We start from the raw sequence: 26,359 nt of genomic DNA on the forward strand, positions 1-26,359 counted from the left end.
AACCCTACTTAGCTTCTGCAGACAAAAAAGTATGCTAAGTATATGTTTCTGATTCCAAAACATGTAAATGAAAAGAAACCTTTTCTTAAGGAAAGGTTTCTTTTCATTTGTAAAATCATTTCTAATACTCTAATAAAGAATAAATCTATTGGTTCGTAAAGGTAGACGTTTATATATAAACTGGTATAAAAAACCTATTTTTTGGTTATTACAATAAAAAGGGTAGGCTGTACAATCTATCTTTCAGCTTTAAAGGAAACAATGAACTTGTTTCCTTTTCCTTTTCATACTCTTATAAAAAGGACTGTTGATACATGTACTATGCAACTTTGATAAAATACTCCTCCTATTACGCCTTTGGGAAACGTTTTTTATTACAAAAAGAACGTGAAATTACAAAAAGAGAATATCAATATTTACGAAATAACGAATGGTTTCAGGTACGTGAAGAAGAAATAATTCATCTTTTGTCTCAAGATACAGAAGAACATTTGTAACGATAGATGAAAATACGTTCCTAAAGGTAAAAATTTAGGGAAACTTGAGTACTTTGAATCGCGTCTTACTTAAAATGTGCATACATAAAAAAGACACCAGCTAGATAGTAGCTAACTGGTGTCTTTTTTTGAAAATAAGGGTTAATTATCCATAAATAAAATGAAGTCTCCAAGGAAGAATATAAAGATGGCACTCCTTTTGGTAGATGAAACCAAAAAAATAATGTTTATCCTATTATAGGAGTATACCAATTAATTTATTAGGAGGTATTTAAAAATGAAAGATAAAATAAATCAAAATGACAAGGTTAATATTGTTAACCAAGAATATAAAGAAGAAATCAGTAAAGAAACATTAGCAAAAGGAATGATAGCTGGTGCTCTTGCTCTTGGTGCCGTGGGTTCTATGGAAGCTTTAAAACCTTCTACAGCCAGTGCTGCTACCAAGGTTAGTCAAGCAACGAACAACCAAATTAACAACAACATACTAGCAGCCGCAAAACAAAAGTTCGGACCTAATGCTGAGATAAGAGAAATTGTGAACGGACGTATTTCTGAAAAGTTTATATATATAAAAGTAGGAGAGCCGAAAGATGTTTTTAAATGTACAGCAGTCTATCCTGCAATAAGTGATGGTGCAACATCACAAGTAAGAGTTGAAGATAAAACATCATATGGTACTGAGTTGAAAGTGGGAAGTGAACTATCAACCAAAGTTGGTTTAGATCGATCGCTAGGATCGGACATATTGAAGGGATTCCAATCTGCTTTCAATTTTTCATTCAGTGCAAGTGCATCTGGTAATGCTTCATATACACGACAGTATAGCACCCTGCACAATATTGATAAAACAATAACAGCGCCTACACAACTAGGGCAAAGTGTTATACCAACGGTCTTCGAGCATCAGTCTAGCCAAAAAATTAAATTACAAAGAGTTAATCCTGATTATGTACAATATATGGTAGAACAACAGTACAAATATTTAAACGGACCAAATAAACCGCAGATGTTTGTAGGTAACCCAGTTGATCAAACTCTTACGTATGTTGATGGCAAATATTTTATTGGAATAGAAAGAAAATCACCTATTGGGAATCAAATAGCTTTTGGTGGTGGTATACAAGGTCAAGAATTTCAGGCTAGCCAGATAGAAGCTTCAAAGCAAAAGTAAAATTCTTAGAAAACATCCTGTTCAGTTAGCGATCTTAGCGAAAAAACTTTTAAATTTCATTTTTTACTTAAGAACAGGCTATTCCACTAGTCTGTTCTTTTCTGTTCACAAAGGTAAACGTTTATGTACAAATGACAAAAATTATTTTACTTTTTTACTAACTATCCCCACTCAAAATATTTTAAAAATGTCCTTTTGGTTATAAATACAAATTAAAGAATATAATTTGGAAAATAGAACAAAAATATAAAAAAGGAGGGGATTACTTTGAAAAAAACAGGTATGATTCGAAGAACGGATGAACTAGGACGGATAGTACTACCAAAAGAATTACGAAGAACGTTAGCATTCGCACCGAATTCCAGTGTGGAGATGTTTTTGCTAGATGGGAATATACATGTACGAAAGCAAGAAAGAACTTGTTTTGTGACAGGAAGAACTTCGGAAAATTTCAAAGAACTCTATGACGGACAATTGATTTTAAGTCCAGAGGGAGCGAAAGATATTTTGCAAACTTTACAAAAGTGGATATGAAACTTGAATAGGTTCTGTTGCAAATATTCACTTGATGAACAAACAAGTAAATATAACATACTTATTGCATGTTTCTCCGATTTATAAGTTATTTTACTAAACGTATCTCCTATGTATAAGTCAATAAAATGAAGGTTTCTATATATTTACACCTCTCTTTACTTTAACAACTACTGTCATCCTAGGCATGGAACATACATTATTTATGATCACTTTTAACTTTGCACCAGAACTTTTAAATTAAGATTTAAAATAAAAGTTATTATGCTTTTGTAAAATAAGTAATTAATAATGGAGGTATTTTTTATGTGCATTTCCTGTACAAATGGTTTTAAAAAAGGAAAAGAAGATATACCTATAAAAAAATTGAGACATAGGTTTGAAGTCCCTATGATTATTTTAGAGATTTTTTTACTTATTGTTCTAATTAGTATAAGTATATATCTTCTGTTGAATGGTAATGAGGAACAAGAATTTACGATGTTTGTTTTTTGGATCCTTGTAACACCATTGTTCGCTTTTTTTTTCATTCGTTATATGTATTGGAATACCATTTCTAATGGTGTTGAAATAACAGAAAAGCAATTTCCAGAGTTATATCAACTATATATTGATCTTACTAGAGAAATGGGATTTACTGAAAACGGGAAATTAAAAACGCCTAGACTTTATCTTACAAATGGCATGGGATCAATGAATGCATTTGCTTCTAAATGTACATTACGCAGAAGATACATTACTATATATAGTGATTTATTAGACGTAGCATATGAGCATAATAATTTTTCTTTTATACGTTTTGTGTTAGCTCATGAATTAGGACATCATAAATGTGGTCATACAAACTTATGGAGAATAATGTTAAAAGGAATACCGATTTTTAGTAAGAGCTTCATAAGAGCACAAGAATATACAGCAGATAGAGTTGCAATGTATTATGCTGAAGAAGGTGCTTTAGATATGATTTATCTATTTGCAGGAAAGCATTTAGGTTCTCGGGTAGATTTAGAAGAATATTTTAAATCTATTGAAGAACATAAAGATTCAATATGGCTTAAGTTAAGCAACTTTTTATCCGACCATCCTGTAGGATATAGAAGAATGACTACTTTAAAGAAAGCTAAGGAAAAGGGCTGGGATATTCACGGTAAAATGTTATAGACGGTTCTGTTGCAAAGTTTGAGCTTTCTTAAATTGATCCTATAAAAAAGTAACGCATTTCATCATATGAACGAGTTTAATAAGAAATATTTGTTAAAGAAACTTTTTCTTAAGGAAAGGTTTCTTTACGTTCATAAAGGTAGACCTTTTGGGATTGCATAAAATCTATTAAGATTCAGTTCCTAAATGTTAAATTTTAATTTTAGGAACGATCCTATAAAAACGAAACCTTTTAGAACGTCTTCTTGTTATATTATTGTTAGAGAGTAACTTTCTCAATACCAACACATACAATTTCCTGTAAAATAAGAGATGCTAATGTTCTAATGATTTTCATATAATGTTCCCTTTTAAACACCACAATTCCCTACTTGTGGTGTTTATTAAATTTTTGGCCAAAGAACTAGGTGTAGCACTATCAGAATCAAATTCATTTTCTTCATGCTAGACGGGTAAATTCGTTAAAGTTAGGTACCTTTAGGATCGGAATATTTACGTAATCATGAAAGTTTACCCTTTGTCTTGCTCCTTTGGTATGATAAAGCTATGAATTACGGAAAAGGGAGTGTGCAAATGAAGAACCGTGTGAATTTACGCGTCGATTTTGCCTTTAAACAATTATTTGGAACCAAAGGGAATGAAGAGATTCTGATGAGATTCCTGAACGAAGTTTTACAGAAGTCGTTGGTTTCTCCGATTACGAGCGTATCATTAGAAGACCCACATCTACATAAAGAATATAAAGAGGATAAGTTGTCGATTATGGATGTACGGGCGACGCTTGGAACAGGTGAACTTGTAAACATAGAAATTCAACTTGCGAATAAACATGATATCCAAAAGCGTTCCTTGTATTATTGGTCGAAACTATATGCGTCACAAATGCAGGAAGGGATGCCGTATAGTGAGTTGCAGAAGGCCATTACGATTAATGTACTAGATTTTGTTCTGTATCCGAACCAGGAACACTTTCAAACGACAGGTATTCTATGGGATGTGGAAAAAGAACTCCGCATCAGTGAAGATATAGAAATTCATTATATCGAGATGCCGAAGATCATTGCACAGTGGCGAGGTGCACAGGTGAATCCATGGCATGATTCTTTGGTACGTTGGTTATTGTTGTTAGCGGCAAATGAAGATGAGAATCTAACAGACACATTGGAGGCAATTGCGATGGAACAAGATGAAACGTTGCAGAAAGCGATTGATAAGTGGGACAATATGAGTCATAATCAAGCGTTTCGCCGGGAGTATGAAGCACGGGAGAAGATGTTGTTAGATGAAAAGGCAGCGGTGGCACATGCGGAGAACAAGGGGATAGAAAAAGGGCTAAAACAAGGATTAAAGCAAGGAAGAGAAGAAGGGTTAGAACAAGGAAGAGAAAAAGAACGTACTCAAATGATTCGAAACATGAGTAACCGAGGTGCAACTCCAGAGGAAATAGCAGAATTAACAGGATTAGAGTTAGAAGAAATACAACATATTCTTCGCTTATTATAAAGAGGAACAAATTTAAGATTACTTTAATCTTTTTTCTATTTTTCATGTTATACTAGCCGTGTACGTGTAAAATGGTTTAATCTATTTGTATTTGCTCATTCAGAAACCCCCGTTCTTTATTTAGAGAACGGGGGTTTTTGTGTGAATTATATATCTAATTTTGGTACCTAAATTAGCGTTTTTTGAAAAAAATTAATATATTTTTTAGTTGTTTATTTAAAAGAACCCATACTATCCCAAATCAATTACTCTCGAAAATGAATTTTGTAAATCAATATCATGAGTAACAACAATAATTGTTTTTCCATCATTATGAAGCTTCTTTAATAATTTAATTACTTGATCTCGATTCTCCCTATCAAGCGATCCTGTAGGCTCATCGGCTAAAATAATATCGCATTTTTTTAATAAAATTCTAGCTAACGCAAGTCTTTGTTGTTCACCACCACTTAGAGTATAAACTTTAGTTTTTAAAGAACACGATAATCCAACTTGTTTTAATGCATCTTCCATTAAAACCTTTTTTTCTTTCTTAGAGATTTTCTGAAATTCAAGCGCAACCCCCAAATTCACTTCAATTGTTTCCGTATCCATTAAAGCATAATTTTGAAAGATATAGCCTAACTTATTTCTAAAAAACTTTTTCCTATTCTTATAAGGATTAGCATCTCCTTGAATCATAACGTTACCACTATCGGGTTCATCTAATAACCCCATGATATTAAGTAACGTAGATTTCCCTGCACCACTTTTCCCCATAATACCAATAAACTCATTATGATAAATACTAACGTTAAAATCTTGAAGAATATATCGATCTTCATACCTTTTGGTGATATTTTCTAATTTAATACCGATTGTTGTTTTCATGTACTCACCCCTCTTTTATAATTTGTACCATTTTCTTTTGTTCACTTTTCTTAATCAATAAATAGATAAATAGATTCTCTAAAAGAGAGAGCCCAAAAACAAGAGATACAAAATCAAACTTTTCTAGTGTACATAAAGTCAATATTGAAATAAACCAAACAAAATTAGTAAATATTAAATAAAACTTATGTCTTTTGAAATAAGAATAACCATGTATTCTCTTAATCGTATGTTTTAGTTTATATTGTTCTAAATAATTTAATGTTGTAAACATGCTTATAAACAAATAAGCTAACAAAACAACAACTAAAGCAACTGAAAATTGATACGCTCTTTCCACATGCCTTTGAATTATACTTTCAACATTATCATAAGCATTATAGAGTTCTGGATGATATTTTTGTAATCCTAAATTTTCAATCTGCTCCTTAATACTATTATAGGGTTCTTTTTTATCTACTAGTTTTATAAAATAGCCATGACCACTTCCAATAGCCGTGTCATACCATGCACCTTCATTACCGTTTGTATTAGTTAATATCATCGCGATACCGTCATAAAAACGGTTATTAGTGTCCCTTGCTATATCATTAGAAAAAGTGAAATAAGATTGATTATTCTTTACCCAAATTATATTTATCTTCATATCCTCTTTAAAAGGAAGCTCTTTACCTGCATCTTTTAAAAAATTATTCTTAACTTTATATTTTTGAAAATAATACTCTTTTCCCAAATATCTTTTTAATCTATTTTCTTCTTGTTTATACTTCTCGGGAACTAAAACTGTAAGTGTATCATCATCATCTTTAATATTAACTAACTTACCATCTAACTCATATATTGGATTTAATTTCAAATAATTATTATTTATAAGTATTGTTTTTTCTTCGTAAACAGGGGCACCTTTCAGTTCTATTCCATTTTGCTTTGCCCTATAGGCATCTGAAAATTGTATTAAAATTGCACCTTTGTCATTAGTGTACTTAAAAAATTTATATTTTTTATCAAACAACTCAAGAGCAGCATTAGGATTATTATATGGGTAAGGTGCTTTTGTTGGCATCATTCCATAGGATTTCATTTGTGTCCATTCGTTTGCATTTTTATAATAATACCGATAAGAATCTAAAAAAATACTATACGAAACCAGAAGTAAATATAATATGATCATTGAAAAAATCACTTTCATCAGACCATTTATAATTTGTATTTGTTTTAAAGGTTTTTTATTTTTTATACTTGCAGGAATGGAGATATTTCTAACTCCTATAAAAACAAAAGACATAATAAAGCAAACTGTCATTCCAATGATACATTGGTAAAACAGATAATTAACAAGTGTATTAAACCAATACCAATTAAATAATGCATTTTTTATTGTAATAAACATCATAACAATGGTAGTAGAAATGATTAAAGCCAAGAAATATAATGTAGATAGTTGTAGAAAATGTTTTTTCCAAACATTTAAAGGCCCATAACCATTTAATAACCTGATAGCAGAATTTTTATACTCTAGAAAATAATAATAAATAATCATAAATAATGATAAAACATATAATAAAATGATAGGAACTATCTTTAACCAAGATGAATCAATAATAGGATTATATTCATAATGAGAATAATCAATTTTTATATTTAGATCTCTCTGTAGTTTATCTATAAAAAGATCAATTTTACTTCTATCCTTTAAAAATATTGTATAATCTCCAGCTATTGATCTATATTTAGGGAACGATTTTAATGCTTTAATACTAAAGTCGGTCCCTTTTTTATAAGAAAAAATATTTCCAGTTACACCCTCATCTTTTGATGTAGAGATATAAAAATCACCAGATTTATTATCTGGAAACACCCCATCTAACAATAAAAATTGTTTAGAATAAAGATCCATATCATGTGTAAAATAAACATATTCCACTGTTTTATTTTCTGAATATATAGATTTAAATACATTTACATTATAATTCGCAGAATTCTTACATAATACGGATAAAAACTTCTCTGAATCAATTTTCAAATTATCTTCATTAATGGTCATAACAAAACCATTTTCTTTTCCTGCTTTTTTCATTGCATCTTCTTGTTTACTAGAAATCCAGTCAAAATATACAAAAGATGAAAAGGAAAAAATAACGATGTATAAAAGAAGTATGAATTTTTTCATAATAGACTCTCTCTCTTTAAATGAATTAATAAAAAAGAGAGTCTAAAATCATTATAAAACATGACTTTTATATACTCTCTTTTTCTATTATATAATTAAATTAAAAATAAATTATCTAACATCATAATAGGATTTATATGTATTTAATGAATGAAAGTATGGTGATTCAGTGTAAGCTGTTTCTCCTGGATCTCTCCATTTACCATAATTAGTCTCCCCATTTGCCATAGCTGATGCTTTATGATCACGAGAATCATGATCGTATTTAGAGTATTGAGCCAAATCACCTTTCCAACCCATTGTTTGACCTTTACACCAAGTTCCACCATCTACATTATCAAAACACTGTCCAGTTTTTGGTGCCCATCTTTTCACTCTAGAATGTTCATCTTTCATTGCAGTTTGTTCTCCACCAATTACAGGTTGTTCACCATTTTCAACATCTGTATAACCAAATTCAGTGTACATCATCTTTGGTTGAACGGATAATGTATGTTCCTCTGCTGCAAAACTTGTTACTGGTGAAGCTAATATAGCACCACATAATCCTAAGGATAAAATGCCTTTACCTAACATAAAATCTCCTCATTTCATTTTAATATTTAACTATTGCAAAATTAAGCGTAACACGATATTTAGATTTTTATATAATCGAATTTGTCTCGACATAAGACAAAATAGTTTTAATGTTCAGATAAAATCATATGCAAATCATATATATAAGGTTTATATGTACGATGTGCATGTAAGTAACACTTTTATTTTATCAATACAAGGTTAATATAAAATATACAAAATCCCACCATTTATATGTTTTATTTGATCCACCTTACATATGCTCAGTATATGTAAGGTGGATTTTAAATGATAAAAATATTTGAAATTGCATGTGTGCTATACAGGAACATTTATTATTCTAATACAATCGAAAATAGACACACGAAAATATGCATGATTGCATATACAAACTCTATTTAATAGGGGTAATTTTCAACTCAAAACTCCCATTTAAAGTTGTAATTTTCAACTTTAGATTTCCAATTTGCTTTATTTGAATTTCTGTATTTCTAAGCGCAGCTAAATACTTAGCAATATCAAACCAATATTTTTTCTTATCTGAATGAAATTTGTACCTTGGATGCTTGGTTAAATCATATTTTTTATCTTTAAATGGTCTTTTACCGATTATTTGAACAATACACGTATCACGTTCCATTGTTAATAATTCATCTGGTGTCATTAATTCTCTACTTAATTTTGAATAATTTTGCCCAAAACTATCATTAGTAGATCGTGTTTTGCTTTCATTATAATCATTAATTGTTTCTTTCCCAAGTTCTTCACTTAATGCTTTAATAGTGGATTTTTCTTTCCCGCCTAGGAATATAGACGTATCACAGTTCCCGATTATTGTATCAGCATTATCTTTGTAAATTGATTTTAGCTGTGAGAGTGTTTGTAAAATGATAGTTGCTGACATATTACGCGAGCGAATCGTTGCAATTAAACTTTCGAAATCTGGAATCAATCCGATGTTTGCGAATTCGTCCAACATAAATCGTACATGTGTCGGCAATTTACCCCTGTGTTTATCATCTGCAATCGTACAAAGCATATTAAACAATTGTGAGTACATGATAGATACAAGAAAATTAAATGTGGAATCTGTATCAGATACAATAACAAATAATGCTGTTTTACGGCCTTTATTTCCAAGCGTATCAAGATTTAGTTCATCCTTTGAAATTAGATCTCGAAGTGCAGGAATATTTAAGGGAGCTAATCTTGCACCACAGGAGATTAAAATACTTTTTGCTGTTTTTCCAGCGGCGTTTTTGTATAGTTTATATTGCTTTACAGCAAAATGGGTATGATCTTCTTGTTCTAATTGTTCAAAAAGATAGTCTATAGGGTTTTTGTAGTTCTCATTCTCTTCTTTTACTGTTGTGTATGAAATTAAATCAATTAATGTCCCTAAATGTTGTTCTTCCTTAGGGAATTTTGAAACAATTAAACTTAGATAAGCTTGATATAAGAGTTTTTCGGCTTTTACCCAAAAATCCTCCCCTTTCTTTGTGCCTTCTCCTTCCGTATTTACGAGAATAGTGTGAACAAGTTTTAAAATATCTTGTTCGTTGTGAACATACTTCAATGGATTGTAGCGCATGCTTTTTGTGAAACTAATGGTATTAAATATTTTAATTTTGTATTTCCCTACATTTTTTTAAGGCCATACCTACTTCATTTACAATCGTACCTTTTGGATCAGTAACCACAAAACTTGCGTTCATTTGTAACAAATTTGGTTTAAGTACAAATCGTGTTTTACCACTTCCTGAACCACCGATAGCCACAACATTTTTATTACGCTGTGCATCGAAAGGAGCGTCGTTATCGTCTAGTCTAAGCTTTGTATTCTGTGAAAAAATAATGTTATTATATTGGTCTTTTTCATCATACATATTTTGTAAATCTTTTTGTGCATTTCCCCATTGCGCTGAACCATGTTCCACACCTTTTTTATATTTCTTTTTATTGTTTTTTTTGTCAATCAATACAAATACAGAAAATGATGCTGTAAACAGCGGAACAAAGAAATCAATCGCATGAAAAGACAAAGGAAACGCGTATAAGAGATATTGCGGTTCTGAAAACAAATAATTGAGTGCATCAAGCGTCATGCCCCCAGAAGTCACCCTAAAATAATAAAAAAGATAATTTAATAGAACAAATACAGATATACCGAGTATGATATATTTTTTATTTTCTTTAACTTTTTCCATCTATAAGCTCCTTTTATTAAAAAATGCATTCCTACTCAAAAAAGCTAATAATTAGGTAAGAAACAGGTAGTATTATGTATTGCTGCACTCCACATTCGTTCCATGCAGCAATACATAATCTCCACCTTCTTCACTTCGCTACGTTCTTGCCTAATTATTTTCGGCTCTGTTTACAGGCTTTGCCAAGCCGACAGACAAAACGCCAAATGCGGAGTATCGGCTTGTAACAGCAATTATACGAGCCGAAACGCTACGAGCATTCGCCCTAAAAAAATATCTATACGACAACCTTGATACGTTTCATACGTGGGGTTTTGCCCCCACACGACAAGCCAGCACTCTAGCCAAAACGCAAGAACTGTACCAAAATTAATATGCAACTTCAAATCTAAAAAAAGGCAAGTACATTCACTCGCCCTCTCTCTCTTTTTAGTATTGCTTATAAGTTTAGACAAATAGATCCTTTAATTTAGGAATCAACAGTGTAGCAATTAAAACAATTCCAGCACCCGCCATAAACTGTTTCATCCCTTGTGATTTGGCACCTGGGTTATCATTCCCATACCCTTCTAACAAGTTTACAGCTCCCCAAGCACCTAAACCTGCGCCAATTAAGATAACTAATTTTTGCATGACCCCTACGCCTTCTCTAAAAAATTCCATTCTTACTTCCTCTTCTCTTTTTTTGTATTTGGAAATTCATTTTTTATAAGAATAGATAGAAAAACATCTACTTTATAACATTTCATAAGTGTACAAATGCCTTTTAGCAAAAAGGCAAAACCTATTATAAGCAAGACTACTTGAATGAAAAAATATATATCTAGCATAGTCTTTACCGCCCCTTAATGAATAATGGTTTATTTTTTCTCTTTTTAAGGTATAAAAAAGTTCCTAAAATGATACAGAATACAGCACCCACACTTAAAATGATGATGCCACTTGTATCCCCTGAATGTTTCTTCGGATCATCGTGTTCACCATATTTATCGAGGGGGCAAGGCTTATGCTTTTTTGTAGTATTTGGGTATACCTCTGTTATTTCTGATGCATTTACAGTAACAGTGCGTGTATCAAGACCTAAAAATACGGAATCTTTCGTAACGTATTTTTTTGTATTCAGATTAATTGTGGTATCCTGTCTAACTGTATATTCTTCATGGAGATTTTCATTTTCATCAAGTAACTTAAGGGTTCTTCCATAGGGCAGTGTTAAGCTAGAAACAAATGCGCCATCTTCGTCATAAAATTTGAGCATATATTTCTCACCAACATTGCTATTGTTAAATACATACTTTTTTTCAGTGAATATGTTCATTCTATTGTTGGTTGAATCGTTTACAGTCGCATTACTTTTTAACTTTGTATCATTTTGGGTCGAAATTCCCCATCGGTTATTTGGAGAAGAAATAACATTACTACTATTCCCTTTTATATGATCTTTTGTATTATGAGTATCCGATTTTGGATCGTTATTTGTAGCTGTACCTTTGTCGTTATTGCTACCCTTAGGTTTTTCTGTGTTGGTTTGGCCTTCTTTTAATTCTTTAAAGCGTCCATTTAAAATCTTTTCAACCTGATCCGAAACGCCCTTATCTGTAATTGGCTTTTTTTCAGATTCGGTAATTACTTTTTCAGCATCTTCCCATTTTGCATACAGGGTAATGGGTCCTTTTAGGTTGTCATTAGCAAATTTATTTGTTAACTCTGGATTTGTATACCAGTCTATAAAAATCTTATGTTTATCAGAAAGTTTAGGAGCTTTAATTGTTTGACCGACATGTAATGTAACAGGCTCAATTTGTTCGTCTACATTTGTTACAAAGTCCACTGTGATTTCTTCTGTTTTATCGTCAATCCCATTGTTATTAAAATCGGAGAAGAATTTAGCATAATATTCACCTGTAGGATTGGTTATTTTAATATCATCAATATTTTGTAATTTTTCCTCTACCTTGTTCCCTTCACCTTTATCAACCATTGCAAACCAGCCTGTAAATTTATAATGATGATCGGGATTTACAACAGGTAAAATATCTTTTAACTTTGTATCTTTCGTAGCACTTTTTACTATTTCTTTTATTTGACCGTGATTTTCTATTAAATTCCCACCCGTATCTTTCACATAGAACTTAACTGAAGACTCTTCTTTCTTTGTTAGGACTGGTTTAATAAGCAATTTCCCATTTTTCACTTCAATAGACCAGTAACTTAACATCTTTCCATTGGTCACTTTCGGTTTTTTAAGGTCCATCTCTTTGTCGCTCGTTAAAATAGTACTTTCAACTACATCATTATTTTCATCGAGCACTTGAATCTTCATTTTTGATGGTACTTGTTCATGGAATATAACTTTTCCTTCATAGTTCACTTTTAAATAATTTTGAATCACATTTTCATTTTCTTTTGCTTGTGTAGGATGATTGGCGGAAGCAAAGACTGTTGTGTTACCGTTACCTAGTAAAGAAAGCGATAGAACACTAATGAATAAAATTTGCTTTGATTTTCCCCACATATCATTAACCCTTTCCGTTTAATTCTTTGTGTGCCTTTTTTACCCAAGCTAAATTAAACTCAACATTCTCAAGAATAGAGGGAGTTGAAGGAGTCGGAGGAGTTATATACTCCATAACTTTCTTTTCTAAGTCACTAAAAGACATGCCTTGTAATTTCAAACTCGTTTCTTGTTCTAATTGTAAAATGATAAACTTATCATGATAATTCTCTTTGACTGTAATAGCTTTATCGTTTTGTTTTAGTACTAAAAGCAATAAATTTAGTAAAAAGATATTTGTCTTTTGCTTTTCAATCACAATATTTTCATTTCCCTCTATTTTTGTAAGGGGATATAATATGCCCATTTCTGGTCCATCATTGATTGTTTTATTGAATTTTTTTTCAATATCTTCCTTTAATATTGCATTATCCTTAGTGGGTAGTTTAAATAGATGTTCTCTTATATAACCTTTAATAATCATTATTTTCCGTCCTTACTTTGTTTATTTTCTTCTTCTTGAAAATTATCGTTATAGTCACCGTCATCCATTGTTTCCTCATCTTCATTTATATTATTTTTCTGTTTGTTTTTTTTCTTTTTCTTTTTCTTTTTGTAGACAAAAAAGTAGTATCCTACAAGCCCCAATCCAGCTAGTAATAGTACAGTGTATAGAAACGAATTATCATTCCTTTTTTCTTTTGGTTTTTCTGATGTAGATTTGTTATTTTCTGTTGTCTTTTCCGTTTCCGTTTGTTTTTGATTGGATAGATTCGGTTTAACAGTTTCGGTATCTTTACTAGTAGACGTACCATCTAGCGTTGATTTTTTAACATCTGATAAAAAATACACGTTATTTTCGGTTTTTTCTAAGTCCACAATCAAGTAAAACACATTACTATCTTTATCTGTGATCGTATAAAATGCTTTAGAACCACTTGTAGTGTAGTCTGTTACGGTTCCAGTACCTTGTATTTGTTTTCCTGTAACACTAGCAGGTGTCTTAGCTTCAACCGCCTCTTCTTTCTTTTCACCCTTAACATTTGGTCCAGAAGGCGGCTCAGCTACTGCTTTGTTATCCTTCATCTTTTTTTCGGTTTGTTCTGTATGAGCTTTATTTTCCTCTGCATATGTACAGGTAGATACACTTATACATAATAGTGAGAACATGCATAAGGCTGTACAAAACACTTGTTTAGTAATTTTTATCATAACCTCAAAACCTTTCTCGATTATGACTGTTATTTTGGTTCTCTCCTAGAAAATGAGTATGTTTTTGACTCTTTTCTATTTCATTATCAATGACTTTTAATAATTCATTTGGATTAAATCCTGTTTCTTGTATGCGTGTTAAGATATCATCATACTTAAGATGGAATAGTATATCTTGATCTTTCTTTAACTTGTTTTTTCACTTTTTAAACTGTCTTGTAATTTTTCAATTCGCTGTTTTCTGTTGTTAATTCTGGCCTCTATTTTTTTAATACGTTCTAACAAACAGATCCACTCCTTCATTCTTTTTTTACTTGTTATTTCTTAACTCGATGAATACCAGCAAAATGTTGCTGCCAGTATGGCAGTTTCCAATTGTGATAGCCAATCCCTGATTCTTGACTGTCATACATAGTGTTTTCATCGATGTAAAAGCCAACATGGGAAATATGATCGGGACTGTCATAAGTACCCTTGAAAAAGATTAAATCCCCTGGTTGTGCTTCACTTGGATCAATTGGTTCCGTTAACTGATACTGAGTGAGTGCATATGAGGGTAAATCTATGCCGATTTGCTTTAATCCCCAAGATGTTAATCCGCTACAATCAAACCCTTGATTCGGGCTTTTACCACCCCATACATACGGCCATCCTTGATATTTTTCAATTTCTGCTAATACTGTTTGGAAATCTCCTGAAATATTTGCACCAGCACCACCAATGTATTCACTGATTAACTCACCATAATGAAAGTTTCCTCCATCAACATATCTATAGGGTTTACCTACTCGGAGCGATGTTTCATTGACGTAAGATGTAGTAATCCCAGTAGTGTTTCCTAGACTGGGGGCTACTACAGTCCGTGAATATTCTTCAGCTACCTCAAGGGAATACTCTCCCCCTCTTTTACCAAGCCATGTTGCGAAATAATTACCATAATTGTAGGCTTGTGCTAATGCTTTACTATTATTTTCATATCCCATGTTAAAAGCTTTTAGGGCAAGCAAACATTCTTTTAAATGCTTTACACCTTGTCGAACAGATTCTTCCTCCGTTTGAAATACGTTTGGTCTTCCATAACCAGCCGATTCTGAGGATTGCATAATATCGCGAGTACCGGTTCCGCCACTCTCCACTTGAATGATTGCTAAAAGTATACTCACATATGACTCCATCCCTTGTGCAGTAGCCTCTTTTTCAACTAATGGGCGCCATTTTTCAACTTCAGGGGATAAATTTCTGGTCCCACCTATGTTGCCATCCATTTGTTTTTGTGATGATGCCCCTGCACCCAACATACCTGCCATGATTAAACAGATAATCCCGACAAATAGTAACGACCAAGTAGCAACCAGTCCACCACCAAGTATTGCTGCAACCCTAGTTCCTACTAGACTTGTAGCATTTTGAAAGTTGAAGGTAGTTACATTTTTAAAAAGAGCAACAACTTGATTTTTGACGTTAGATACAAGTCCAGTAAAGGTCCTTGTCTTATTCTTTTCCCGCAGTGGAGCATACATTTTCTTTTTCATGGCTTTTTTCTTTAGGATAGCCCTAGACTCCACTTGGAGCTTTTTATCTTGTGGGAACGGGACTAGCTTACTTTGTTGCTTACCCATTTTTCCCAATTTCGCATTTGCTTTCATTTTATTTTTAACGAGTTTTTTTGTAGCTCTAGCAATTTTTGTGGTACTTTGACTCGCTAATTTTACGCCCTCGTCATCTTGTTCCAGTTGTTCTTGATATTTTAAAGCGCTACGTTTTAATACATTTTTTGGTGCTTTCCCTAACTTTTTTAAAGAGCTAGGCTGTTTGTCTAACCCTTTTAAACGACTTTCCTTGTTTTTCTTTTTTAGTTTCGTTAGGTTAGATTCTTTGGTTATTTTCCTTTGTTGGAGATGTTCAATTTTCTTTTTTGTAAGATGCTTTACGTAAAGTCTTTTTTTCTTCTTTGTCTTAATTTTTTAAAACCTTTTTTCACTAATCTATAGCCTGTAGTAGCTCCTTGACTGGCTACCTTCACGCCTTGATCATCTTGTTCTAGCGCTTGTTGATATTTCTTAAGCCCATTTTTGCTAGAACTTCCAAGGGTTGTAGCACCATATTTCAAAGTGTTTTGTGCAGTAATTAAAGAATTTGTAACTTCAGTTTTTGTAGCAATTAAGGAATGTCTACCGAGTTTTCCAATAAACTGTAATCCCTTTTGAATCTTTGGATGGGTAGATAATAACTCTTTTGAATTTCTCTCACCTTCTTTTAAAGGAGACTCATCCATTTGCCCCAATTGCCCTTGTTGAGGTGTTTTTAATATCCCTTGTTTCTTACTATCATTGATTCGATCTTGTTGTCGAAACTCTTGATTTATATGAGGTAATCTTTTAAAATCTAGCTTTTGTAAATGCTCGTTAACACTTACGGCATGTGGAATGTTATTAGATTCTAAGGTCTTCATTTTCTTCTTTGAAAGTTTCACCGTGTTCTCTTGTAAATAAATTTTTTGATCGTTACGTTGAAGCTGATTCAGAGTTTTTTTTTGTGATTTTCCATAACCTACTTCATGCAAATCTTCTATAACACTTTTGGTTTCTCGAATATTTTTATAATCTATTTTTTTAAACTTGTTACTCGATGCTTTCACCATACTATGTTGTTGATACATTTCTTGATCGGTGTGCTGTAATAGTTTAGAAGATTGCTTTTGTAATGTTCCTTGCCTTACTTCCTCTGAGCCCTCGATAGTAGTAGTAGTTTGTAAAATTTGTTTCTGTTCAGCCGTTTTGAATCTCTTATGTAGTACCTTGGCGGTACTTCCTTGTTGCTGAAGCTTTTGGTCGATATGCTGTAATACCTTAGAATCTTGTTTTTGTAATTTTTCTTGTCCTGTACCCTGTTGCGGGCTTTCTATCGTACTTGTAGTTTGCGAAAACTGTGTCTGCTCGTCTGTTTCAAATTTCCTATTTACTACCTGTACTGTGCTTTCTTGTTGCTGAAACTTTTGGTTCGTGTGCTGTGATAGCTTGGAAGATTGTTTTTGTAATGTCCCGTGCTCTGTCTCTAGTTGTTGGCTGTTAAGCGTACTGATAGCTTGTGAAAGCAGTGTCTGCTCGTCTGTTTCAAACTTCCTATCTACTACCTGTACTGTATTTTCTTGTTGCTGAAACTTTTGATTTATGTGCTGTGATAGCTTAGAAGATTGTTTTTGTAATGTCCGGTGCCCTGTCTCTAGTTGTTGGCTGTTAAGCGTACGTATAGCTTGTGAAAGCAGTGTCTGCTCGTCTGTTTCAAATTTCCTATCTACTACTTGTACCGTACTTTCTTGTTGCTGAAACTTTTGGTTCGTGTGCTGTAATTGTTTACATGATTCTTTTTGTAATGCCCCTTGATCGGTTTCTCGTTGTTTATCTTCGATGGCATTCTTTACTTGTGAAATGTTTCTTTTCTCTGTAGTCCCAACATTTTTATCTAAGTCCTTCATAACACTCTCTTGTTGTCTAAAATTACTATTGGATTGATTAGATGGTTTTTTCTTCATTCTGTTTCAACAACCCCTCCCATGAATCATTTGCGGTTGCCCTCAAATGATTCATTTCCTCTGGTTTTGTTGTCATAACGGGATATAAAGAATTATTTTTAGGGAATTTATCCTTAAAAGGCAAAATGACACCTGAATAAACAATCAAACCTTCGCCCTCTTTAGAGTTAGTTATATAGTTTGCTTGATAATCACTAATACCAAATTTACTTTGTAAAATTCTTCTATCACTTGTTGCTTGATTTAATAGATACACAAAATCGGTATTATCAATGATGGTCTCAATCTTTGGACTTGATAACAGATCTTTAACGTTCTGCGTCATACCGGTAGGTATACCGCCCCATTTCCTAAATCTTTTCCAGAATTCCACACTATAGTTTGCTGTTTGTTCTTCCGCTAAAAGTTTGTGGAATTCGTCCATGTAGTACCATGTTTTTTTATTTTTATTACGGTTAATCGTTACTTTGTTCCAAACGTGATCTTGTAGGACTAACATGCCTAATTCTCTTAAATTAGAACCCAATTCCTTAATGTTGAAGCAAACCAAACGATTATTAACATTGATCGTTGTACGATGATTGAATACATTTAATGAACCGTGGACATATAATTCTAATGCGTCTGCTAGCTCTTCCCCTTCAGCTCTCTTTGTTTCAAGTAAAGCATGATATAAATCCTCTAAAAATTGGTATATTTTCAGGTGTTGGATTTTCGAGATACGGACGATACATAACACGAACACATTTATCTACAATTGTTTTCTGTTTTGCTGTTAGTCCAGATTTTCCGCCTGCAACTACTTCCATTAAGGTAATAACGAAATCTGTTTTAAAGGAAATCGGATTTTCGCCTTCCCCATAATGTAAGGAAATGTCGAGCGGATTAATAAAGTCTTTTGAATTTATAGCGATTTTAATTACTTCGCCCCCTAATCTGAAAACAAACGGGGTGTATTCTCCCTCGGGGTCACAAATCAAAATGTCATCTGTGGTTTTTAGGAAGGTATCTATTATTTCTCGTTTCGAAGAAAATGATTTTCCTGAACCTGGTGTACCCAAAACTAATCCATTTGGATTTTTAAGGGCTTTTCGGCTAACTTGAATCAAGTTATTGCTTAAGGCGTTTAAACCGTAATACACAGGTTCCTGTTCTTCTTGATACAACTCTTGCGTTGTAAAGGGAACAAATATGGCAGTAGATGAGGTTGTTAGTCCACGCTCTAATTCTGTTTCATTCATGTTCTCACCAAGTGGCAAAGCACTAATTAGTGCTTTTTCTTGCTGTAGATTTAATTTTTTCAATGTGCAATGTTGATTTTGAGCAACAGAACTCAATCTAAATATGGCATTGTCTAAGTCCTTACGAGTATTTTCGAAAACTGTAATCGTAAAAGTTAAATAAAAATATTTTTCATTTTCCCTTTGTAAGTCCTTTAAAATTCTTCTGCTTTCCTCCACATGGTAATTTAAATCTGTTGGCAAAATATCCATATCGTAACCACTGCGTAATGCCTTTTTTTGTTCCTCGATTTTAATGCTATCTAGATCAGACGCTTTCGATTTGACCATTTTAATCGCTTGTTGTTGTCCAAGACTCCGAATATGCATACTAACAAGCATTTCAAGATCTAAATCTAAAAAGTCTGCTAAAACGCGGTCAGATAATTCCGTAGCTTCAATTTTTAAATGTAAGGTCGCCGCATATTTATTATTTACTTTAAATTTATCTGTAAAGGTTTCAAAATCTATATTTCTAGGTGCAATCCAATCTTTGGTCGTTCCACTACTTAACTGTTCTTTGGATAGATTCTCTAATTCTATATAATGTTTAGAATGACTATTTAATAAATAGTTGATAATGGATAATCGTTCAATACCATTCAATTCTTCCACTGATACGCCCAAGTTTTTAAAATGATCTTTAATATTGTCCTCAATATTCGTTAGACGTCTAACGACATTATCGTAGGATGTATCCTTAATTGAAAAGATTAAATACTTATTACGAGCAATACCGTTATTTCCTTTTTTCTTTTGTTCTTCTAGAAATGAAAAGTACTCTTCTTGCAACGCTTCAAAATCTTCAATATTACTCATCATGTCGCTGTACTTCATCACTTCTTCATTTTTTTCAGCATTCATACGATAGTTGATGAAGCAAAATTGAATGTTTATCGTGTCATCAAATGAATTTAATAACGTGCTGTATTCTGCAAAAATCCTTTGTTTTATTTCATCCTGTGACAATTGATAGGATATATCCGAAAAACAAATCATTTTATTATAAATGTTGTTCCCCACATAACAAATCCCGTTCGGATACATCTTGGTGTAGTTTAATGTCTCTTGTGTAGTTTTTCTTTTTCGGCGTTCAGAATCAGTTAACTTTTGCAACATTTGAAACAGATTTAGTCTTTCTAGCCTTGCGTTTTTCATTCATCATATTCCTTTCTGTTGCTATTTCACGATTTCTTTTACATACGCTAAAATATCTCTTTTGCGGATTTAGATATTTATATTCTACGTACAACTTAATCCACGTTTCAGCTGGCATACCATCCTTCATGAAAATGGTGGCAAAGATTATCGGACATGCTGTGAAAAAAAGACCATATAAAGCAATTTCCAAACTAAAGTTTTTTAACAGGAAAAACACTGGTAACCCTATTGTTAAAGCAATTGTAAATCCTATTAGTTGCCTTTTGGTTAAACCAAAAAATAATTTCGATTTTATCGTTTTTAGTTCTTTGGGAATAGATACAACAAAATTATTATGCATTCTTATTGAATCCTTTCCTAAGTTCATTCGGCATGTTTTTTAAAAATTCCAAATCTTCAATACATAAAGTCTGGTGTAGTACTTGTTTACTTGGAAATACCATCTTTAACAAGATAAAAATAAACATACATATCCAAGCCGTAAGAAGTGTTATATCAAATAACCCTAACAAGCCAATCGTTTTTACATTGTCTGAAACAACAGTATGTGTTGCATATGCCTGTAAGTCATTTATGTTACTCGTAATTAAATGCATCTCATACAAGGTGACGAACAATGTTAGGAGTGAAATCACACCAAATATAATGAATAATCTTCTATTTTTAGTTAGCCATCGTTTCATTTATATTGCCCCCACTATAGATTTAGCAGTTGAATGTGTTCTCGTTAACGCTACGACTAAAATTGCCATAGAAACAAGCATTAATAGTAAGCCATATAGACCTGTTCCCTTAGTCGTCATTAAAACACTTACTTTTTCAAGTAATCCTGCATATATTACTAAACACACTAGCATAAAATATCCTTGGATCATTAAAGCAAGTAAGTTCTTCGCATACGCTTGCCCAATACTACTAATCCATTCGCGATTTAAAAATGTTGCAAATGGAAGTGGTGCAACTGAAATGTAAAGCAAAATAGTAACCATTCGGCTCCAAGCGACTACATAGATAACCCCACTCATCACAAACGTTGCAACTACTGCGATAGCTGCAACAGCCCACGTAGAAATGGCAGCACCTACATCGCCCTCTTCCATTGAATTTAAAACAGTATTTGTAATAGAATTAGGTATTTTCAAGGATGAAGCTGGTATATGATTTGTTATCCATTTACTAAGATCAAATATAGCTAATGTTATATCAAAAGCATGACTTAATAACAAAATCATGGCACTTGTTTTGATAATTAAAAACATTAACTGTCCTGTTTCAAAATCACCACCACGATTTTTTTCCACAACCATCTGATAGAGTTCAAAACAAAACACATAGGTTAAGATTAACCCCGCAACAGGTAATATCGCTGTATCTGAAATTACCCTAAGATTATCAACAATAGTCTGTGAAAACTCTATGGGTGTTTCTGAAACGTTTTCCTGCACCGTATCAATGCTCTTTTGAAACAATTCTGTAATCAGATCAAGACAGGTTTTCGTACTACCCTTAAATACATCAAAAAGTAAGTCTCTAATACCGTCTTTTATATCATCAATCATTGGGACACCTCATTTCATACTTACCGTTTTTGATAAGGATAAATAACATTGTTATTTCATTCATTATTCTTTATATTCAATTAATTTATTATGTATCTCATATTATCTAGTGTTGGTTTACACTCCTTATTGGGCCTATATTTTCCTCCCTTTGCATAATGGTACCAATCATCTTACAATTATGTGTTGATGGATCATTTCTTTTGATTCTAAAAAGTAGTGTATAAATGAAGAATAAATACACAAATAGTATATGGCAAGTAAATGCTTAGCATTTACTAACAGGAAGGTTAGGGGTTGTGCAAAAGTGAATACCAATTCAGATGCTAAAAAGATGCAGCGAATATCTAAACAAATCAAATTTCCTGCCGAATTAGTTCAAAATGTAGAAAGATATCAAATGGAAAATAATCTTTCAAGTTTCTCCGCAGCTGTATACGAATTAATCCGAAAAGGATTAAAAAAAGAGTAAGAACCAAACAAAAAAATACTCCATTTTGGAGTATTTTTTTATCTATTTCAAGTATTACATGGAATACTGTAACACGATTTAAAATTAACAACCGATTAGTTTTGTCCTCTGCCAAAGGTACATTTCGTGTTTTTGATCTATCTATGTTAAAAACTCAATAAAAATTTATATCATTTATTCATTCTTGAAATGATGAAAACAAAAGCAAATGCAAGTTTAATCAGCGAAAACGAAAATACAATGGTAAATTTCAATAGTTTTAACATTGTCCGAATTAAAAAAAGTAAAATCTTCATAAGTAGTATTCTCCTTATCTCCCTCTGTCATAACGTTTTGTGTGTATGTTTTCTTTCTTTTCATTACCCGTTTGTGTTTCTTTATTCGTTGCATTTTTAACTGCGGCTAAATCTCCAACGGTTTGAACAGCATTTTTTGTATCATCCATATCAATGCGGTCTGGCGTTCCATCGTTATCTAAATCTCTTTCTTTTGTGATTTCTGCATATCTACTACGTATACTGGCATCTTTATCAAGTATACGATCTAATGTACCATTCCCTAAATGATTGTCCAGTTCTTTTATGTCCAATGATTCAAGACTGTTTACAAACGCATCTTTATATTGTTTTTCAAATAACTCCTCAAACGAATGATAGGTAATAGATGTAGTAAGGAATGGCTTTTCATTTTCATCTAAATGAAGTAAAGAAAATTCTATCTTTCCATCCTCTTTTTCTACGAAATTTTCAAGATAGCTTTTTTCAAATTCACACAAAGTTTTATAGGACGTTTCATAATTCATCATTTGTATAGATTCATTATGTATTTCTTTCTTATTTTCTTGCGTTTCTATTTCCTTTTTGGGATGAGAATCTTCAGTTTTATTCTCTTGTACAAAAACACTCTTTATTACCTCATCTAACTCTTGTAACTTGGCATAAAAAAGTTTTTCTTTTTGGGAGAAACGATCCGTAGTAAGAATATTTTCTTTAGCATTTGTATCTTCTGAAGTGGAAATTTCATCATACGTTTCTTTTACTTTTTCGGCTTGCAAATCTGTTAATTCTTCACGAACTGCATGTAACTCTTTTTCTGCATTCTTTACTTCTTCTTTTTCTAATGCTTCACTTTTTCTTTCCACTACATTTTTCAATGCTTTCTCAATGATAGTTGCTTGTGATGCAGAAAAGAAAAATGAATAATCATCTTTGGTATTTTTCACAATTGAAAAATCTACACCTAATTTTTTAAGTTCTTTTTGATAATCTTGTACTTGTTGTTTCGTTAGGTTTTCGTCTAACGAAACGACCCCGCCATTGTTTTGATGTTTATGAAGTAGTTCATTTATTTTTTGTTTACCAACCTTATCATTTTCAGCGAGTATAAAATTTTCTGGAGCATGTTCTCTATTTTCTAATAGCTCCGTTAAAGCTTTTAAAATGAATAATAAGGTTTGTTGCGTTAATTTCGTTGTTTCCCCTATGATTTCTATTGCAACTTTTGTGTTCTCATCGACTGTCGTCATCCATTCATTAACTCCTTTATCAATTTTACGGATAGCATACCACAGGTTTATCAAGAATGGTATAATGAGAGCAGTCCAAAATTAGGAATTTACAGTAATGGCAAGCTACGGGTGTGTGACCACACACTCCAAAAACGTTGTTTTTGACTTGGTAGGAGTTTCCTACGACCTTTACAAATATATACCGTTATTTTTTGTGAAAAATAAGCGGTATATTTGTTGTCGCTGCGCTCGAAATTTATAAAGAAAGTTGTTGTTAAATGATGGGGAGAATTAAAACAGATTTAAAAATATCTTTATCAAAAGAAGATAAAGAATTTATTAAAAACAAAACAAATAATTTAGGATATAATACTGTTTCAGCTTTTTTGATTGATAGTGCAAAATCACATTTCAAACTTGAAGTAGATATGGGAGCTTATAGGGATTTAACAAAAGAAATAAATTACATTGGTAAAAACATAAATAGCTTAATTAGAAGGATCCATACAGACGGAATTTATACAGATAATGATATCGATTTTCTTAAAGTTAATCAGAAGAAAATCATAAAAATTATGAACACAGAATATGACCGATTACTTGATTTAAAAACCAAGTTTACTAGCGATAGCTTGAGTAAAAAACAGAAGAAAAAATTAATAGAATCCTTATCCGAAAATCAAATTTCGATACCAAAGAAATTAGTATTAGAAGAAGTATATGAAAAGATAAAAGAGGATTTTGTTTATATTATAGAATGTATAGAAAACTCACCTGAACTGAGTAGTATGGTGACAGAATACGTATGGGACTATTTATATGGAGATACACTCTTTCTATTAGATACTGACCAACTTATAAAGTTAGCCGATAGCCTATTTATTTTTGCACAAAAGTTGAAGTTTAAGTTATCTAATCTCAATAATATTTTTTCAAAGGATGATTTGTTTGAACTAAAAGATATATTAGACGAGTATGAAATTTATTGAATAGGGATTGATGACCATGTCTATTGTTAAAATACAAAAAATTAATAATTTAAATGGCTTCATACATTACGGTATGCAAGAGCACAAAACAAACGAAGATTTCGTCACATCTTATGAGTGTTCGATTGAAACAATAGAAAGGGATTTTAGAAGTGTTTTAGCTGACTACAATGAAAAGAATAATCGTAATAAAAACATGAGTGCAAGAATGATCATACAATCGTTTGATAGTGATGATAATCTAACACCAGAACAAGTGCATCAATATGGAGTAGAATTTGCCGATAATTATTTGAAAAGCAATCATCAATATACAGTCATTACGCATATAGAAACAGATCATTTACACAATCATATTGTTTTCAATGATATTGATTTCAATCATTTAAAAATGTTTGATTCCAAGCGCTCCAATTCCTTAGATAGATTGCGTGAAGAAAATGATAAAATCTCTGAAAAATATGGTTTATCCATCATAGAAAAAGGAAGACAAGGAAGAAAAAAATATGTAGCTTTTAACGAATATGTAGCTAGATCAAAGAAGACATCTTTCAAAGGGAATTTAGAAGAAATAATCGATAAAAACATAGTAAAATCAAATTCATTTGAGGAATTTTTAAGTTTCATGCAAAACGAAGGATACGAACATAAAAAAGGAAAATATCTATCGTTTCAGAATCCTATATCCGGAAAGTTTATGCGCACCAAAACAATGGGGTTTCATTACCTTGAATCTTCTATCAAATACAGAATAGAAAACAAAGAGTATACACCAATCAAAACAAGTATAAATAACAGAGAATGGATCGATACATCACAAGAGAAATTTAAGAATAATAAGGGGCTTCAAAGATGGGCTACGAAACAAAATATCAACTATTTACATGAATTGCATGCCAAGTTAGATACGCTACATGTTTCACTTACAGAACTGGATGAAATAGAGAGCAATAAAGAAGCATTACTGAACAGCTTTGAAAAACAACTACTAGGTATGGATCATGAAATCTTTCACTTAGAAAAAATGAAAGGTTGTTTCCAAACGTATAAAAAGAGTCAGGGTTTCCTCGTGGCGTATAAAAAAGCTGAGAATAAAAAGGCATTTAAACAAGAACATTATCCTGAATTTAAAGAGTATGATGTTGCCAAGCGGAATATGAACTACTTACAAAAGAAGTATGATATAACGGATGAACTCAAATTACAGGATAAATTGGCACTCATAAAAAAAGAACGAAATATATTCTATGGCAGTTTAGGAAAAGAAATGGAAAAACAAGAGCAACAAACTAAAAAAAGAATACAAACGAAAAATCAACAACATACACGTTAAAAGGGATTGAAACCTTGCCATTTTAGCGTGTTTTTTTAGCAAAAACTATAAAACTAGCGTTCTAAACCGTAGTGTATACTGACGAATAGAATTGAGAGGTATACGTCAGTATATGCTATTGGTATGTA

23 protein-coding genes and 1 pseudogene are annotated in these 26,359 nt (G+C 32.1%); 8 read left to right on the forward strand and 16 right to left on the reverse strand.

Going from position 1 to position 26,359, the window contains the following annotated elements:
• Positions 1-314 precede the first annotated feature (314 nt).
• The 5 genes from CDB3_RS28925 (at position 315) to CDB3_RS28945 (ending at position 4,869) form a co-directional block, all read left to right on the forward strand.
• Positions 315-497, forward strand: coding sequence for a YqbF domain-containing protein (locus CDB3_RS28925; RefSeq protein ID WP_128856844.1), 183 nt, complete (start codon positions 315-317; stop codon positions 495-497).
• A 277-nt stretch (positions 498-774) separates the two neighbouring features.
• Positions 775-1,671 carry a hypothetical protein gene (locus CDB3_RS28930; RefSeq protein WP_128856845.1) on the forward strand — a complete coding sequence of 299 codons (897 nt, stop codon included), beginning with the start codon at positions 775-777 and terminating at the stop codon, positions 1,669-1,671.
• Positions 1,672-1,938: 267 nt separating this feature from the next.
• Positions 1,939-2,205 (forward strand): AbrB/MazE/SpoVT family DNA-binding domain-containing protein, encoded by a 267-nt coding sequence (locus tag CDB3_RS28935; RefSeq protein ID WP_179139773.1) that lies wholly within the window; start codon positions 1,939-1,941, stop codon positions 2,203-2,205.
• 291 nt (positions 2,206-2,496) lie between these two features.
• Entirely contained in the window at positions 2,497-3,366 is an 870-nt protein-coding gene (locus CDB3_RS28940; protein ID WP_256869964.1) for a M48 family metallopeptidase, read from the forward strand.
• A gap of 573 nt (positions 3,367-3,939) precedes the next feature.
• On the forward strand, positions 3,940-4,869 hold the full coding sequence (locus CDB3_RS28945) for an Rpn family recombination-promoting nuclease/putative transposase (RefSeq protein WP_128856846.1): 930 nt from the start codon (positions 3,940-3,942) through the stop codon (positions 4,867-4,869).
• 231 nt (positions 4,870-5,100) lie between these two features.
• On the opposite strand, the gene CDB3_RS28950 is transcribed toward CDB3_RS28945, so the two are convergent.
• From CDB3_RS28950 to CDB3_RS29010, 15 genes and pseudogenes are all read right to left on the reverse strand, one after another.
• Positions 5,101-5,739: a putative bacteriocin export ABC transporter gene (locus CDB3_RS28950; protein ID WP_128856847.1), complete on the reverse strand. Its 639-nt coding sequence runs from the start codon at positions 5,737-5,739 to the stop codon at positions 5,101-5,103.
• A 4-nt stretch (positions 5,740-5,743) separates the two neighbouring features.
• Positions 5,744-7,909 (reverse strand): bacteriocin-associated integral membrane family protein, encoded by a 2,166-nt coding sequence (locus CDB3_RS28955; protein WP_128856848.1) that lies wholly within the window; start codon positions 7,907-7,909, stop codon positions 5,744-5,746.
• 111 nt (positions 7,910-8,020) lie between these two features.
• On the reverse strand, positions 8,021-8,485 hold the full coding sequence (locus CDB3_RS28960) for a lactococcin 972 family bacteriocin (RefSeq protein ID WP_128856849.1): 465 nt from the start codon (positions 8,483-8,485) through the stop codon (positions 8,021-8,023).
• Positions 8,486-8,879: 394 nt separating this feature from the next.
• Positions 8,880-10,692 (reverse strand): annotated as a pseudogene (locus CDB3_RS28965) (VirD4-like conjugal transfer protein, CD1115 family).
• A 447-nt stretch (positions 10,693-11,139) separates the two neighbouring features.
• A complete protein-coding gene (locus CDB3_RS28970; protein WP_128856850.1) occupies positions 11,140-11,355 on the reverse strand; it encodes a Maff2 family mobile element protein in 216 nt (71 codons plus the stop codon).
• 172 nt (positions 11,356-11,527) lie between these two features.
• A complete protein-coding gene (locus CDB3_RS28975; RefSeq protein ID WP_128856851.1) occupies positions 11,528-13,207 on the reverse strand; it encodes an InlB B-repeat-containing protein in 1,680 nt (559 codons plus the stop codon).
• A 4-nt stretch (positions 13,208-13,211) separates the two neighbouring features.
• Positions 13,212-13,670, reverse strand: a complete 459-nt coding sequence (locus CDB3_RS28980; protein ID WP_128856852.1) for a hypothetical protein — start codon at positions 13,668-13,670, stop codon at positions 13,212-13,214.
• The gene (locus CDB3_RS28985) at positions 13,670-14,398 is read right to left on the reverse strand and encodes a CD1107 family mobile element protein (protein ID WP_128856853.1); all 729 of its coding nucleotides are present in this window, start codon (positions 14,396-14,398) and stop codon (positions 13,670-13,672) included. Before CDB3_RS28985 ends, CDB3_RS28980 begins: the two co-directional genes overlap by 1 nt.
• A 317-nt stretch (positions 14,399-14,715) precedes the next feature.
• The gene (locus CDB3_RS32695) at positions 14,716-15,918 is read right to left on the reverse strand and encodes a bifunctional lytic transglycosylase/C40 family peptidase (protein WP_256869965.1); all 1,203 of its coding nucleotides are present in this window, start codon (positions 15,916-15,918) and stop codon (positions 14,716-14,718) included.
• A gap of 407 nt (positions 15,919-16,325) precedes the next feature.
• Positions 16,326-17,930, reverse strand: coding sequence for a hypothetical protein (locus tag CDB3_RS32700; RefSeq protein WP_256869966.1), 1,605 nt, complete (start codon positions 17,928-17,930; stop codon positions 16,326-16,328).
• Positions 17,911-18,675 (reverse strand): VirB4-like conjugal transfer ATPase, CD1110 family, encoded by a 765-nt coding sequence (locus CDB3_RS32705; RefSeq protein WP_306295575.1) that lies wholly within the window; start codon positions 18,673-18,675, stop codon positions 17,911-17,913. The genes CDB3_RS32700 and CDB3_RS32705 overlap by 20 nt, the downstream gene beginning before the upstream one ends.
• Positions 18,587-20,368, reverse strand: a complete 1,782-nt coding sequence (locus tag CDB3_RS28995) for a VirB4-like conjugal transfer ATPase, CD1110 family (RefSeq protein WP_256869968.1) — start codon at positions 20,366-20,368, stop codon at positions 18,587-18,589. The genes CDB3_RS32705 and CDB3_RS28995 overlap by 89 nt, the downstream gene beginning before the upstream one ends.
• The gene (locus CDB3_RS29000) at positions 20,310-20,711 is read right to left on the reverse strand and encodes a PrgI family protein (RefSeq protein WP_128856859.1); all 402 of its coding nucleotides are present in this window, start codon (positions 20,709-20,711) and stop codon (positions 20,310-20,312) included. Before CDB3_RS29000 ends, CDB3_RS28995 begins: the two co-directional genes overlap by 59 nt.
• On the reverse strand, positions 20,704-21,054 hold the full coding sequence (locus CDB3_RS29005; RefSeq protein WP_128856854.1) for a hypothetical protein: 351 nt from the start codon (positions 21,052-21,054) through the stop codon (positions 20,704-20,706). Before CDB3_RS29005 ends, CDB3_RS29000 begins: the two co-directional genes overlap by 8 nt.
• Positions 21,055-21,930 (reverse strand): VirB6/TrbL-like conjugal transfer protein, CD1112 family, encoded by an 876-nt coding sequence (locus CDB3_RS29010; protein WP_128856855.1) that lies wholly within the window; start codon positions 21,928-21,930, stop codon positions 21,055-21,057.
• Positions 21,931-22,237: 307 nt separating this feature from the next.
• On the opposite strand from CDB3_RS29010, the gene CDB3_RS31900 reads away from it, so the two are divergent.
• Positions 22,238-22,402 carry a hypothetical protein gene (locus tag CDB3_RS31900; protein ID WP_179139772.1) on the forward strand — a complete coding sequence of 55 codons (165 nt, stop codon included), beginning with the start codon at positions 22,238-22,240 and terminating at the stop codon, positions 22,400-22,402.
• 310 nt (positions 22,403-22,712) lie between these two features.
• On the opposite strand, the gene CDB3_RS32710 is transcribed toward CDB3_RS31900, so the two are convergent.
• Positions 22,713-23,927: a PcfB family protein gene (locus CDB3_RS32710; protein WP_256869969.1), complete on the reverse strand. Its 1,215-nt coding sequence runs from the start codon at positions 23,925-23,927 to the stop codon at positions 22,713-22,715.
• Positions 23,928-24,190: 263 nt separating this feature from the next.
• Here CDB3_RS32710 and CDB3_RS29025 point away from each other — a divergent pair, with 263 nt between their 5' ends.
• Positions 24,191-24,898, forward strand: a complete 708-nt coding sequence (locus CDB3_RS29025) for a hypothetical protein (RefSeq protein WP_128856861.1) — start codon at positions 24,191-24,193, stop codon at positions 24,896-24,898.
• Between the two features lie 16 nt (positions 24,899-24,914).
• Positions 24,915-26,231: a relaxase/mobilization nuclease domain-containing protein gene (locus tag CDB3_RS29030; RefSeq protein WP_128856856.1), complete on the forward strand. Its 1,317-nt coding sequence runs from the start codon at positions 24,915-24,917 to the stop codon at positions 26,229-26,231.
• The last annotated feature ends 128 nt before the right edge of the window (positions 26,232-26,359 follow it).

Source organism: Bacillus sp. CDB3, from assembly GCF_002081505.1.
GTDB lineage: Bacteria > Bacillota > Bacilli > Bacillales > Bacillaceae_G > Bacillus_A > Bacillus_A cereus_AT.